This is a genomic window from Microbacterium sp. (assembly GCF_031988965.1).
Classification (GTDB): Bacteria; Actinomycetota; Actinomycetes; order Actinomycetales; family Microbacteriaceae; genus Microbacterium.
Map to the genome: position 1 here is coordinate 1 of NZ_DALZXX010000085.1, position 13,107 is coordinate 13,107.

13 protein-coding genes are annotated in these 13,107 nt (G+C 67.7%); 8 read left to right on the plus strand and 5 right to left on the minus strand.

Annotated elements, in window-relative coordinates; translation table 11 throughout:
* Window positions 1-1,192: chorismate-binding protein (locus RTM68_RS12920; RefSeq protein WP_312171524.1), on the minus strand; the 1,192-nt coding region annotated here is incomplete at its 3' end.
* Window positions 1,193-1,444: 252 nt separating this feature from the next.
* Here RTM68_RS12920 and ispG point away from each other — a divergent pair.
* Both ispG and RTM68_RS12930 read left to right on the plus strand, forming a co-directional pair.
* Entirely contained in the window at window positions 1,445-2,575 is a 1,131-nt protein-coding gene (ispG, locus tag RTM68_RS12925) for a flavodoxin-dependent (E)-4-hydroxy-3-methylbut-2-enyl-diphosphate synthase (protein WP_194764249.1), read from the plus strand.
* Window positions 2,576-2,579: 4 nt separating this feature from the next.
* A complete protein-coding gene (locus RTM68_RS12930) occupies window positions 2,580-3,458 on the plus strand; it encodes a hypothetical protein (protein ID WP_312171527.1) in 879 nt (292 codons plus the stop codon).
* Window positions 3,459-3,465: 7 nt separating this feature from the next.
* On the opposite strand, the gene RTM68_RS12935 is transcribed toward RTM68_RS12930, so the two are convergent.
* Complete coding sequence (locus tag RTM68_RS12935; RefSeq protein ID WP_312171528.1) at window positions 3,466-4,158, minus strand: nucleotidyltransferase domain-containing protein; 693 nt, start codon at window positions 4,156-4,158, stop codon at window positions 3,466-3,468.
* A gap of 26 nt (window positions 4,159-4,184) precedes the next feature.
* Window positions 4,185-5,600, minus strand: a complete 1,416-nt coding sequence (locus tag RTM68_RS12940) for an RNB domain-containing ribonuclease (protein ID WP_312171529.1) — start codon at window positions 5,598-5,600, stop codon at window positions 4,185-4,187.
* Between the two features lie 124 nt (window positions 5,601-5,724).
* Between RTM68_RS12940 and RTM68_RS12945 the strand changes: the two genes are divergently transcribed.
* Both RTM68_RS12945 and RTM68_RS12950 read left to right on the plus strand, forming a co-directional pair.
* On the plus strand, window positions 5,725-6,495 hold the full coding sequence (locus RTM68_RS12945) for an isocitrate lyase/phosphoenolpyruvate mutase family protein (RefSeq protein WP_194764246.1): 771 nt from the start codon (window positions 5,725-5,727) through the stop codon (window positions 6,493-6,495).
* Between the two features lie 42 nt (window positions 6,496-6,537).
* Window positions 6,538-8,295 carry a proline--tRNA ligase gene (locus RTM68_RS12950; protein WP_312171532.1) on the plus strand — a complete coding sequence of 586 codons (1,758 nt, stop codon included), beginning with the start codon at window positions 6,538-6,540 and terminating at the stop codon, window positions 8,293-8,295.
* A gap of 72 nt (window positions 8,296-8,367) precedes the next feature.
* On the opposite strand, the gene RTM68_RS12955 is transcribed toward RTM68_RS12950, so the two are convergent.
* Window positions 8,368-8,871 carry a pyridoxamine 5'-phosphate oxidase family protein gene (locus RTM68_RS12955; protein ID WP_312171534.1) on the minus strand — a complete coding sequence of 168 codons (504 nt, stop codon included), beginning with the start codon at window positions 8,869-8,871 and terminating at the stop codon, window positions 8,368-8,370.
* Between the two features lie 118 nt (window positions 8,872-8,989).
* On the opposite strand from RTM68_RS12955, the gene RTM68_RS12960 reads away from it, so the two are divergent.
* Entirely contained in the window at window positions 8,990-10,030 is a 1,041-nt protein-coding gene (locus RTM68_RS12960; protein ID WP_312171536.1) for a TIGR00730 family Rossman fold protein, read from the plus strand.
* On the opposite strand, the gene RTM68_RS12965 is transcribed toward RTM68_RS12960, so the two are convergent.
* Window positions 9,999-11,420, minus strand: a complete 1,422-nt coding sequence (locus RTM68_RS12965; RefSeq protein ID WP_312171538.1) for an FAD-dependent oxidoreductase — start codon at window positions 11,418-11,420, stop codon at window positions 9,999-10,001. The genes RTM68_RS12960 and RTM68_RS12965 overlap by 32 nt on opposite strands.
* Before the next feature lie 65 nt (window positions 11,421-11,485).
* On the opposite strand from RTM68_RS12965, the gene nusA reads away from it, so the two are divergent.
* From nusA to RTM68_RS12980, 3 genes are all read left to right on the plus strand, one after another.
* Entirely contained in the window at window positions 11,486-12,469 is a 984-nt protein-coding gene (nusA, locus tag RTM68_RS12970) for a transcription termination factor NusA (protein ID WP_194764241.1), read from the plus strand.
* Between the two features lie 74 nt (window positions 12,470-12,543).
* A complete protein-coding gene (locus tag RTM68_RS12975; RefSeq protein WP_312171541.1) occupies window positions 12,544-12,783 on the plus strand; it encodes a YlxR family protein in 240 nt (79 codons plus the stop codon).
* 95 nt (window positions 12,784-12,878) lie between these two features.
* Window positions 12,879-13,107: translation initiation factor IF-2 N-terminal domain-containing protein (locus RTM68_RS12980; RefSeq protein ID WP_312171540.1), on the plus strand; the 229-nt coding region annotated here is incomplete at its 3' end.

The window sequence follows — 13,107 nt, forward strand, 5'->3', positions numbered from 1 at the left end:
GCGCGTCCGCGTCCTCGCGCGCGTCCGCGGCGCTGTCGCGGTCGATCGCCCCGATGGCACCCAGCACGCCCGCGGCTTTCCCGTGCGTCTCCGACACCTCGCCATGCGGATCGGAATGACGCACGAGCGTCGCGCCGACGGGAACGTTGAGCGATCCGTCCCTGAGGTACACCGTGCGGATCAGGATCGGGGCGTCGAGGTCGTGTCCGCCCTCGTCATTGGGCGTGAAGAGCGCGGCGACCCCCGAGTAATAGCCGCGCGGCTTCGTCTCGTGACGGCGGATCACCGCGCAGGCGTTCTGCATCGGAGAGCCCGTGACGGTCGGCGCGAACATCGTCTCGCGCAGGATGTCTCGGGGATCCAGCGCACTGCGCCCACGGAGCATGTACTCGGTGTGCGTGAGTCGGGACATCTCCTTCAGATGCGGACCGGTGATGCGTCCGCCGTCCGAGCAGACGGCGCTCATCATCTTGAGCTCCTCGTCGACGACCATGAACAGCTCCTCGGTCTCCTTCGCGGAGGAGAGGAAATCGACCAGTGTCTCCTTGGTCGCCCCGCCGGCGGGGTGACGGAAGGTGCCGGAGATCGGGTTCATGGTGACGACGCCACCGCGGGCGACGACGTGCGCCTCGGGGCTCGCGCCGACCGCGATATGACCTGGCGTGACCACCGCGAAAGTCCAATATGCGCCGCGTTCGTGCGTCAGGAGCGCCCGGAACCAGGTGAGCGCGGCCGTGCGGTCATCGACGTCGATCTCTGCGGTGAAGTCGCGACGGATCACGAAGTTGGCGCCCTCGCCCCGCCCGATCTCATCCGCGATCACGGTCTCGACGATCGCGGCGTACTCCTCATCGGCGATGTCGAAACCCCCGCCGACGAGGGGGACGGGTGCGGCGGGAAGCGCCGCGAGCAGCGCAGGAGTCGGCAGGTGGAGGTGCTCGTCCACGACGACGCAGCGCAGCGGCGCTCCATCGTCCTGCGCGACGAATCCTCGTTCGCGCACCTGCCGGTACGGCACCATCGCGAACACCTCGCGCGGTCTGCCGTCGATGTCGAGCGGGATGTCGGCGAGCAGATCGACGTCGACGACCTCGCCCGTGAGCAGCTCGACGGTGTCCGCGCCGTCGCGCGCGATCAGCACGAACGACGCAGCGGGATCTGCGGTGAGCTCGGCAAGACGTGAGAGGGTCATCGGTGTCTCCTGTGCGTGGCTCCGGCTCGGCTCAACGAAAAGACCGCCCCGGAGGCGGTCTGGATTCGTGGGAACGCGAACACACCGCCTAAGAGGCGGGCCACCAGGTGAAGTTCGCGAGCATGGCCTGAAAACTATCACACCGATGCGTTCCGGATCGGCCGCATGACGCGAGATGCGCGCCGCCCCGCATCCAGCCCGCGTGCATCCAAGCGGCGTAGGCTGGGGGTTGTGCCAGCAGTGAATCTTGGGATGCCGAAGATCCCCGAAGTCCTCGCCCCGCGCCGCAAGTCTCGCCAGATCAAGGTGGGCAAGGTGCTCGTGGGCGGTGACGCTCCCGTCACCGTGCAGTCCATGACGACGACGAAGACGACGGACATCAACGCGACGCTCCAGCAGATCGCCGAGCTCACCGCATCCGGATGCGAGATCGTCCGTGTCGCCGTCCCTCACCAGGACGATGCCGATGCACTGAAGATCATCGCGATGAAGAGCCAGATCCCGGTGATCGCCGACATCCACTTCCAGCCGCGCTATATCTACACCGCGATCGACGCGGGCTGTGGTGCCGTGCGTGTGAACCCGGGCAACATCCGCGAGTTCGACGGCAACGTCGGCAAGATCGCCGAGGCCGCCAAGGCCGCGGGAGTCTCACTGCGCATCGGCGTCAACGCCGGATCGCTGGACCGCCGCATCCTCACCAAGTACGGCAAGGCGACCGCAGAGGCACTCGTCGAGAGCGCCGTCTGGGAGGCGTCGTTGTTCGAAGAGCACGACTTCCACGACTTCAAGATCTCGGTCAAGCACAACGATCCGATCGTCATGGTGAAGGCATACCGCCAGCTCGCCGAGCGGGGCGACTGGCCGCTCCACCTCGGCGTGACGGAGGCGGGTCCCGCGTTCCAGGGAACCATCAAGAGCGCCACGGCGTTCGGCATTCTCCTCGGTGAGGGCATCGGCGACACCATCCGCGTGTCCCTCTCCGCTCCTCCCGCAGAAGAGGTGAAGGTCGGCCACCAGATCCTGCAGTCCCTGAACCTGCGTGAGCGCAAGCTCGAGATCGTCTCGTGCCCGTCGTGCGGACGAGCTCAGGTCGACGTCTACACGCTCGCCGAGAACGTGACCGAAGGACTCAAGGACATGACCGTGCCGCTGCGCGTGGCCGTCATGGGCTGCGTCGTGAACGGACCCGGTGAGGCCCGCGAGGCGGACCTCGGTGTCGCGTCCGGCAACGGCAAGGGGCAGATCTTTGTGAAGGGCGAGGTCATCAAGACCGTGCCCGAGGCCGACATCGTCGCCACTCTGATCGAAGAGGCGAACCGCATCGCGGCCGAGATGGGACCTGAGGCGCCGCTCGGCACCGCTCAGGTCGTCACGGTCTGAGCGCGTGACACCTTCGGTGACCACCTCGACGATCGTGTCCTTCGCCGGTGGCGATGTCACCGGCTCGAGCACTGTCTCGCGCATCGAATCGACGCCGATCGGAGCCGTCGTGGTCGTGGACTCGACGCCGTTCCACCCTGTCGATCACACCTGGCCTGATCAGCCTGGCGACACGGGTGAGATCGCGCACGACGGTTCTGCCGTCCGAGTCTCCCCGGCGGTCATGGCCGCGGTCTCCGACGAGGGAGAGTTCGCGGTCGGCTCTGACATCCCGGTGAAGCGCGGGGCTGAGGGATGGACCTGGCTCGTCGGGCACCCGCTCGAGGGCGAGGCACCGGCGTGGCTGGTCGAGGGTACGCGCGTCGAGTTGGCGGTCGACTCGTCGCGGAGGGCGGGACTCAGCCGCGGTCACACGGCCTGCCACCTCGCGTCGCTGGCTCTCGACCTCGCGCTCGCGGATCTGTGGCGCAAGGATCCCGGTGTTGATGCTCTGGGCACCCCGAACTTCGAGGCCAGGGCGAATCAGTCCAGCCGCATCCACGAAGACGGCGCCGTCGACGAGTATCGCCTCGGCAAGAGCCTGCGCAAGGCCGGCTTCGACACCGAGGGTCTCACCGCGACGCTCGCCGATCGAGAGGCGGCGATCAATGCACAGCTGACCGCCTGGGTCGCATCGGGCGCGTCGAGCCGCGTGGTGCCTGAGGGCCCGACGATCGTCGATCGCCGCAGCTGGAGCTGCGAGCTCCCTCAGGGAACCGCGGAGATCCTGTGCGGCGGCACACATGTCGCGTCCCTCAGCGAGTTCGTATCGATCTCGGTGACGCTCGACCTGACGGATCCTCAGCTGCTGGTCATGACGACGAGGGCCGTGCCCGCGTCCTGAGCCGCGCTCAGCGCACGAAGCCGCTCTGAACCCGGCCGCCTGCACGATCGAGCTCGTCCTGGACACGGTCGGCGAACGTCGCGTACTCGCGATCGATCAACGGGATGCTCAGCAGCTCGGCGCGCTCGCGACTGAGGTCCCGGAGCCGTCGCGGCAGCCACTTGCCCGAAGCGATCCACCGCCGCTCGCTGAGCAGCATGAGCTCGGCGATCCGCTCGAACAGGACGGCCGCCTCGACCTGCTGCTCGAGGGGGTCGGTGGCATCCCTGAGGTCGTCGAGAACGTCGGTGATGACGTAGCGGCGGAAGGCGGAATCCTGCGCGGACAGCGCGGGGCCCGCGTCGAGGACGCTCTGCCACCTTTCCCGGAGCGCGGTGAGGCGACCGTCGTCCCGGATCGCGATGCCTTCGACGAGCATGTGCACGGTCACCGGTCTGTGCTGGGCGACGCCACGATCGGCCCACTCGTCGAAGCCGGTCGGCGTGTAGGCGAAGACCTCGAAGATCTCACCCTCGAACTCGTGAGTCGAGGCTTCACTCGTCTGATCCCGCGCGTCGAACAGTGCGTCTCCGAGCAGCAGCAGGTCGATGTCGCTCGTCGCGGTGCGCTCTCCGCGTGCGGAGCTCCCCGCCACGATGGCGACGTCGGCCCGGGGGTAGCGCGCAGCGACGAATCGTTCAGCGACAGCGAGGGGATTCACGCCGCCAGCGTAGCTGCCCGTGCCGTTCACACAGAGAACTCGATCTCGCCTCGTGCGATGTCCGCACGCACGACCTGGAGTGGCACGACCGCGCCGGGAACGGTATCCGCCGGGATCGGAGCGGAGGCGGTGACGGCGGGGTCCGCGAGCTGGATCGTTCCCCGTTCACCACGCACCTCGATCACCGTCGCATCCACCGTCGCACCGACCAACGGTGTGAGAAGTGCGGCCTCGACGCAGTTGATCGTCGCGGAGTCGAGCTTCGATGCGCGCTGACCGGATTCCTGCATCAGCGCGGGGAGGTCATCGAGCGACTCGCGAACCCAGCCGGGTACCTCGCGCCCTTCGGACGCAGCCAGGCAGATCGCGAGCGACCAGCGGTCGACGAGGCGACGCAGGGGAGCGGTGGCGTGTGCATACGGAGCGGCGATCGCCGCCTGTTCGATCTCGGAGGGCACCGCGCCGTCGAAGGTCACGTAGCCGGCCCCGCGGAACAGCGACGCCGCTGCCTCGAGAACCGGGAGCGTCATCGGGTCGGCACGATCCAGTCGCCGCAGGTACTCGCCGTACCTGCCTGTCGTCCAGGGGCGCCCGAGTGCCTCGGTCTGATGGCGGAACGCCTCGAAGGACTTCTCATCCGGCTGCGGCATCGTCCGAAGAATGCCGACGCCGGCGTCGATCATCAGGGATGCGGCTGCCATGCCGGTCATCAGGGACAGCTGGGCGTTCCATTCCTCGACAGGCAGCGGGTGTCTGCGCTCGATCTCGTACGTCCCGTCGGAGTGCCGCACGACTTCCTCGTCCGGCAGGTTCAAGCTCGCGCCGCCGCGGAGCTTCTCCTGCTCGATGCGCAACGCGCCGATCTCCGGCAGCAGCGCTGCGGGGCCGCCCTCGCCCCGGTCGAGCGCGACTTGAGTGCTGGCGTAGTCGAGCTGGGCGCGTGAGCGGATCAGAGCTCGCTCGAGTCGGAACTCCTCGGCGACTCCCGCAGAATCGAGGGAGAACGTCCACACGAGCGCGGGACGATCCACATCCGCCAGCAGCGACGCGCGATCCTCGCTGAGCACCTTCGGATGCAGGGGGATCGTGCCGTCTGCCGCGTACAGCGTCTGACCTCGGCGACGCGCCTCCGTGTCGACCGCGCCGCCCGGCGCGACGAAGCCCGGAACGTCGGCGATCGCGTACCGCACGGTGTAACCCGCATCCCTCCGCTCGAGGTGGAAGGCCTGGTCGAGGTCCCGTGACCCGAGCGGGTCGAGCGTCACGAAGGGGATGTCGCGCAGGTCGAGGCCAGGAGTGGCGGCTTCGGCGTCGGCGGCCTCGGCCAGGACTGCGGCGGGGAAGTCGGTGGGGGTCTCGAGGGATTCGCGGAGCGCGGTGAGCGCCGCAGCGAGTTCGGTCTGCGCGGCGGACGGAGCAACGTGAGATCGGCGCTGAGGCATATGCCCACACTATGCGGCGGTCGATGACGTGCGGTTGCAGTGTGGCGGGTCGGATGACGAGGGAAACCTGTGATTTGCGTGTCCGTCCGGCCCCGACCGGAATACTGGGCGTTAGCGTGGGGGCATGACCACTGCTGCGAAAGCCCAGACCCTGATCGGACTCTACGAAGCCCCGGAGATCCTCCGGGTGGTGAACGTCTGGGACGTCGTCTCCGCTCGTGCGGTCGCGATGCTCCCCGAGACGAAGGCGATCGCCACCGCCGGGCACGGGATCGCCGCCTCCTTCGGATTCGAGGACGGCACCATCACCCGCGAGATCATGATCGACATGGTCGGGCGCATCGCGGCATCCGTCTCCGTCCCTGTGACCGCTGATCTCGACGACGGATACGGGGATGCGGGCGAGACCACCCGCCTCGCGATCGGTGCCGGTGTCGTCGGCGCCAACGTCGAGGACCGTCTGAAGCCGTTCGACGAGTCCGTGGCGGCTGTCGAGGCGATCGTGAAGGCCGCCGAGGCCGAAGGCGTGCCGTTCGCCCTCAACGCCCGTACCGACGCGTTCGTGCGTGCCGGCCACCGCCCTGTCGCCGAGAGTGTCGCCGACGCCATCCAGCGCGGTCGGGCCTTCCTCGACGCCGGTGCCACCGCGGTGTTCGTCCCCGGCATGCTCGACGCGAACATCACACGACAGCTCGTCGAGGGCCTCGGCGAGGGGAAGCTCAGCGTGATCGGTCTGCCCGGCACGCTCGCGGCCTCCGAGTACGAGAAGCTCGGCGTCGCCCGGATCTCGTACGGACCCCTGCCGCAGCGCGTCGCCCTCACCGCCGTGCAGGAACTCGCCGCGAGCCTCTACGCCGGTGGTGTGATCCCCAACGGGCTGCCCGCGCTCAACTGACGCGTCGCGAAACGGGTGACCACCGGTCAGTAGACTTGGCCCGTGGTCACTCGTCTTTCGAACTTCTTCCTCCGTACGCTCCGTGAAGACCCTGCAGGTGCAGAGGTCGCGAGCCACAAACTGCTGATCCGCGCCGGATACATCCGACCGCAGGCCGCCGGCATCTTCGCATGGCTCCCGCTCGGGCTCCGGGTGAAGGCCAAGATCGAGACCGTCGTGCGCGAGGAGATGGCGGCCGCCGGTGCGCAGGAGGTGCACTTCCCTGCGCTGATGCCGCGCGAGTCGTACGAGGCGACCGGTCGCTGGGAGGAGTACGGCGACCTGCTGTTCCGCCTCCAGGACCGCAAGGGCGGCGACTATCTGCTCGCCCCGACGCACGAGGAGGCCTTCACCCTGCTCGTGAAGGACCTGTACTCGTCCTACAAGGATCTGCCCCTGACCCTGTACCAGATCCAGGACAAGTACCGCGATGAGGCGCGTCCGCGCGCAGGTCTGCTCCGCGGTCGTGAGTTCACGATGAAGGATGCCTACTCCTTCGATTCCTCGGACGAGGGCCTCGAGGTCAGCTACCAGGCGCAGCGCGATGCGTACGAGCGCATCTTCCAGCGGCTGGGGCTCGAGTACGTCATCGTCCAGGCGGATGCCGGAGCGATGGGCGGCTCGCGCAGCGAGGAGTTCCTTCACCCGACTCCCGTCGGCGAGGACACGTTCGTCCGCAGTGCCGGTGGATACGCCGCCAACGTCGAAGCGTTCACGACCGCCGTGCCCGATGCGATCGCCTTCGACGCGGACGCCGCGCCGGTGGTCTTCGACTCGCCGAACACACCCACCATCGAGACGCTGGTGGCGCATTCCAACGCTCACCTCGACGGCGAGTACACGGCCGCAGACACGCTCAAGAACGTCGTGCTCGCGCTCACGCATCTCGACGGCACCCGCGAACTCGTCGTCGTGGGCATCCCCGGCGACCGCGAGGTCGACGAGAAGCGCGCCGAGGTCGCGTTCGCGCCCGCCGAGGTCGAGACGGCCACCGCCGACGACTTCGAGAAGAATCCGCTGCTCGTCAAGGGGTACATCGGGCCGTGGTCACCCACGGGTGCCCTGCTCGGCGAGGAATCCGCCACCGGCATCCGCTACCTGGTCGACCCCCGCGTGAGCGAGGGCACCAGCTGGATCACCGGCGCGAACATCGACGAGAAGCACGCGCACTCGGTCGTCGCCGGACGCGACTTCTTCGCCGACGGCATCGTCGAGATCGCGAACGTCCGTGCGGGCGACCCCGCGCCCGACGGATCGGGTCCGGTCGAGCTCGCACGCGGCATGGAGATCGGCCATGTGTTCCAGCTGGGACGCAAGTACGCCGAGGCCCTCGGACTCAAGGTGCTGAACGAGAACGGCAAGCTCGTCACCGTCACGATGGGCTCGTACGGCATCGGCGTCACCCGCATCCTGGCGATCATCGCCGAGCTGAACAACGACGAGAAGGGTCTCATCTGGCCCGCATCCGTCGCCCCGTTCGACGTCCAGGTCGTCGCCGCCGGTCGCGACCAGGTCGCTTTCGACGTGGCCGCTGACCTCTCGACGCAGCTCGAGGCGGCCGGACTCGACGTGCTCTACGACGACCGCCCCAAGGTCTCGCCGGGCGTGAAGTTCGGCGATGCCGAACTCGTCGGCGTCCCGAAGATCGTCATCGTCGGTCGAGGCGCCGCCGACGGTCAGGTCGAGCTGTGGGATCGCAGCTCCGGCGAACGGGATGCGGTCTCGATCGCCGACGCGCTGGGCCGGCTCACACGCCGCTGACTCTCACGCCGATTCACGCAGAACGCCGCGTCTCCCTTCTCGGGTACGCGGCGTTCTCGATGAGGATGGCGGTCAGTGCACGATGTGCCCGTGGTTCATGATGTCGTCGTCCGGGGTGTCCTTCGTGACGAGCGCTTTGAGCGCTCCCGCAGCCATCGCGATCTTGCCCTTGGCCGGCTCCCAGAACTCGGTCACCGTGGGCGTCACCTTCAGGAGCGCGATCCCGGGGGTGTCGAGGCCCTCGGCGAACCAGATCTCGAGCGACGGCGAGTAGAGCTCCTTCATCTTCGCCCGGTCGTGCACGAGGGTGGCCCTGCCGGCGACCGAGACGTACCGCATCCCCTTGGCATCGCAGTACGACAGCCCCACTTGGCGGTGCTTGCGTGCCTCGTCGACCTTCTCGGTGTCCTCCGCGGTGAAGAACCAGATGTCTCCCGCATCATCCATCTGCCTCGTGGACATCGGTCGGCTGACGAGGTTGCCGTCGTCGTCGGTCGTCGTCAGCATCGTGAAGTCGATGTCCTCCACGAGCTCGGCGACGCGAGCACGTGCTTCAGGTCCAGTGATCTCTGTCATGTCGACAGCTTGGCGCGACAGGCCGGCACCGGCACGGGGATTGACACGGCGAGGGGCGCATGATCGGGAGCGGCGTTGCGGCGCCCACGCCGCCGATCCTGCATGACAGGGTGGACTCATGACCGAGGAACCGCTGCCGGAATCGCTGAGTGCCGAGATCAACGCCGTCCTGGACGACGCCGGGGTCAAGACCGATCGACGCCTGGTGATGCGCATGATGCGTACCGCGATCCTGCTCGGCGAGGACGGCACGAACAGGCTCGACCTCAAGATCGCATCCGCGGCGCTGGCGGAGATGCGCGATGCGTTCCGGCTCTTCGCACCGTTCGAAGGAGTCCCCAAGGTCACCGTCTTCGGGTCCGCACGTACCCGACAGGACGATCCGCTGTACCTCCAGGCGCGAAGAGTCGCGGAGGCTCTCGCGGCGGACGGGTGGATGGTGGTGACCGGAGCCGGACCGGGGATCATGCAGGCCGCGGCAGAGGGTGCGGGCCCCGCGCTCTCGCTGGGCGTCTCGATCCGACTTCCGTTCGAGGAGAAGGCGAACAGCCTTGTCGCCGGAAGTGACCACGTCGTCGCGATGAAGTACTTCTTCACCCGCAAGCTCATGCTCATCAAGGAATCCATCGGCTTCATCTGCCTGCCGGGAGGATTCGGCACGCTCGACGAGATGTTCGAGCTCCTGACGCTGCAGCAGACGGGGAAGGCCGAGCCCACCCCGATCGTGCTGCTCGATGAGCCGGGCGGCACGTTCTGGAACGGACTCAAGCGCTTCATCGATGAGGATCTCGCGCCCACCGGCGTGATCTCCGAGGGTGATTTCGATCGGGTCGTCATCACCGACTCGGTCGAGTCCGCGGCCGCGGTGATCGCCGGATTCTGGCGCAACTACGACTCGCTGCGCTGGGTGGGTGACACGCTCGTGCTCCGACTTCGCTCTGCACCGACCGATGCGGAGGTCGAGCGGCTCAACGATCACTTCGCCGGGATGCTGGCCAGCGGCCGTATCGAGCGGAGCGCACCACGTGCACCGGAGGTCGCCGACGACGACGTGCTGCATCTGCCGCGTCTGGCGCTGCATCTCGATCAGCGCCAGGTGGGCAACCTGTTCCGACTGATCGGTGCGATCAACTCGTTGGAGACTGCTCCCGCGCTCTGACGCCGGCCGCGAAGGCGGCGAGGTCGACGTCATGACCGAGGATGCGCTCGGCCGCGCGGTGCCCTGAGTAGTACGCCGCCCCCACGGTGGCGGGTTCGTCGCCCCAGGTGGCTTCGCCGGCGAAGTGCAGCACCCCGTCGACGGGGCCTGCCGCCGCGTCGTGATCGTGATGCGATGACCCGACAGCCAGGTGCGAATAGGACCCGTTCGAGAACGGATCGTGTCCCCAGCGCGTGATCCAGTGCGCTGTCGGCTCTCCGACGGCTTCGCCGTACAGGGCGCGCAGTGCGACGAGCACGTCGGCGACGATCTCCTCATCGGCGAGCTCCTGCATCCTGCGACCGAACGGGCCCGCGGCGAAGGTGAGGAGGGTGGGGAGCCCGCTCACCGCCGAGACGTCGTACCAGGAGTGCCAATGCTCGCCAGCCTCGCCGAGCGCGCGCACCACGTAGCTGCTCTCATCCCAGAACCGCTCGGGGAACTGCAGGAAGATCTTGTTGAAGACGCCCATTCCGAGCCGTTGGATCGGCCCCGCGACCGCGTCGGGCAGAGCAGGGGAGAAGTCGATCGACCCCGCCTTGAGCACTCCGAGCGGCACGGTGACCACGGCGCTTCGGGCGGAGAACTCCCCGTGCCCGGTCGACACCGTGACGCCGGCATCCGTGCGTGCGATGCGGGTGACCATGTGTCCCAGGCGGATGTCGAGGTCCGCAGCGATGCGTCGCGGGAGCTCGTCGTAGCCCCGGGGGAAGATCACCTCGTCGCCGTCGATCGCATCCTCGTCGAGCCCGTGCGCGTCGAGGTCGCCGATCCAGGCCCCGCACTGCTCCTCGACGCGGTGTCGGAAGAACTCGCGGATCTCATCGATGCGCTCCGGTGCGAAACCCGAGCGGTCGAGCGCCCGCTCGGTCACGTCGAGGTAGGTGTCGCCGGGGGAGGACCGCTCTATCTCGTCGACCAGCAGGCGGTCTGCCGTCGCGACGTCGTCGACCCACTGCGCGGTGCTCGCGGCATCCATACGCGTGCCCTCACCGTCGAAGTTCTCGATCGGACGACCACCCGCCTGGAAGCTCCCGACGGTGTACTCGATCGTGGGGATGTCGATGGTCTGCACCAGCTCCCACAGGGGGGAGCCGTCGATGCCGTGGATCCAGGACGCGCCGAGATCGACGGGGAACCCGGCGGTGCGGTCGGTGCTCATCCGGCCTCCGATGCGCTCCCGCGCTTCGAGGACCACCACCTGCGCGCCTGCGTCCGCGAGCATACGGGCGGCGGTGACGCCGGACATGCCGGCGCCGATCACGATCGTGTCGTACGTGGTCACTGGGTCCTCCCGGGCGTCCTGCGCCGCGGCCTCGCGACGCCCGCCGTGGCAGGGGGCGGTGGGCACAGGGTATCGTGGTACGGATGTCGCGTGTGCACACCCGCGCGACGAGAGCTGAATAGGGAGCCGTCATGGATATCGAACTGAGTCTGCTGCGTGGGATCGAGAAGGAGAAGGCGATTCCCTTCGATGAGCTCGTGTCGATCATCGAACAGGCCATCCTGACGGCCTACGCGAAGCACGTGTCCGCAGACGGCGCCACCCCTGAGGGCGTTCGCGTCGAACTCGACCGCCGCACCGGACACGTCGCCGTGCTGCAGGCCGTGAAGGACGACGAGGGCGCGATCATCGGCGAAGAAGACGCCATGCCCGACGACTTCGGCCGCATCGCCGCCTTCGCAGCCAAGCAGGTCATCAGTCAGCGCCTGCGAGACATCGCCGACGATGTCGTGCTCGGCGATTTCAAGGACAAGGAAGGCGACATCGTCGCCGGCGTGATCCAGCAGGGCCCCAACCCCCGCATGATCCACGTCGATCTCGGCTCGGTCGAGGCGATCCTGCCCCCCGAGGAGCAGGTGCCCGGCGAGGAGTACACGCACGGCTCACGCCTTCGCGTCTACGTGACGAGCGTCGCCAAGGGGCTCAAGGGCCCGCAGATCACGGTGTCGCGGACGCACCCCGGACTCGTGCGCAAGCTGTTCGCGCTCGAGGTTCCCGAGATCGCCGCCGGACTCGTCGAGATCGTCTCGCTGGCCCGCGAGGCCGGCCACCGCACGAAGATCGCCGTTCGGGCGAACGACCCGGCGATCAACGCCAAGGGTGCATGCATCGGAGAGATGGGGCGCCGCGTGCGCGCCGTCACCGAGGAGCTCGCGGGGGAGAAGATCGACATCGTCGACTTCGACCCGGAACTCGCGCCCTTCGTCGCGAACGCCCTCTCGCCGGCCAAGGTGACGAGCGCGTTCATCCTCGACGCGAACACGAAGGCGGTGCGCGCCTTGGTGCCCGACTACCAGCTGTCGCTCGCGATCGGCAAGGAAGGGCAGAACGCCCGACTCGCCGCCAAGCTCACCGGCGCGAAGATCGACATCCAGCCGGACAGCGTGCTGGACTGACCGCTCGGCACACCCGACTCGCCACCGTCGCGCGAGTCGGGTGAGAACTCAGGTGTAAGATGGAACCCGTACGAATGTGCGTCGGCTGTCGCACGCGTGCTCCCCGCGCCGCTCTTCTCAGAGTGGTGTCCCGGAACGACACACTCATCGTCGATGAGAGAGCCGTTCTGCCAGGGAGAGGCGCGTGGGTCCATCCGACACCGGAATGCGTGGATGCCGCTGTGCGGCGTCGGGCTTTCGGACGAGCACTGCGCGTCTCCAGCGATCTGGACACGCGGAACATCGAACAGCACCCACCAAGAAACAAAGGCTGAACGGCTATGGAAACAAAGTGAACGGCTCGAAATGAGACCCGTCCGCGACTAGTGGTCTGCCCTGTCTGGGTGGACCGACCCCAGACAGGAGAATTGTGGCTGGTAAACCACGCGTACATGAGATCGCCGCTGAACTCGGCGTCGACAGCAAGATCGCACTTGCAAAGCTCAAGGAACTCGGAGAGTTCGTCAAGAGCCCCTCTTCGACCATCGAACCCCCGGTGGCGCGCAAGCTTCGCGCCGCCATCGAGTCGGACGCCTCGCTGAAGGCTTCCGGCGACGCTGCTCCGGCAGCGAAGCCCGCGTCTTCCGCGGCCAAGCCGG

Excerpts from the sequence above, each read along its gene's own strand:
- ispG (WP_194764249.1), top strand. The coding sequence starts at position 1,445 with ATGCCGAAGATCCCCGAAGTCCTCGCCCCGCGCCGCAAGTCTCGCCAG.
- RTM68_RS12940 (WP_312171529.1), bottom strand. The coding sequence starts at position 5,600 with ATGCCTCAGCGCCGATCTCACGTTGCTCCGTCCGCCGCGCAGACCGAA.
- RTM68_RS12945 (WP_194764246.1), top strand. The coding sequence starts at position 5,725 with ATGACCACTGCTGCGAAAGCCCAGACCCTGATCGGACTCTACGAAGCC.
- RTM68_RS12955 (WP_312171534.1), bottom strand. The coding sequence starts at position 8,871 with ATGACAGAGATCACTGGACCTGAAGCACGTGCTCGCGTCGCCGAGCTC.
- RTM68_RS12960 (WP_312171536.1), top strand. The coding sequence starts at position 8,990 with ATGACCGAGGAACCGCTGCCGGAATCGCTGAGTGCCGAGATCAACGCC.
- nusA (WP_194764241.1), top strand. The coding sequence starts at position 11,486 with ATGGATATCGAACTGAGTCTGCTGCGTGGGATCGAGAAGGAGAAGGCG.
- RTM68_RS12975 (WP_312171541.1), top strand. The coding sequence starts at position 12,544 with ATGTGCGTCGGCTGTCGCACGCGTGCTCCCCGCGCCGCTCTTCTCAGA.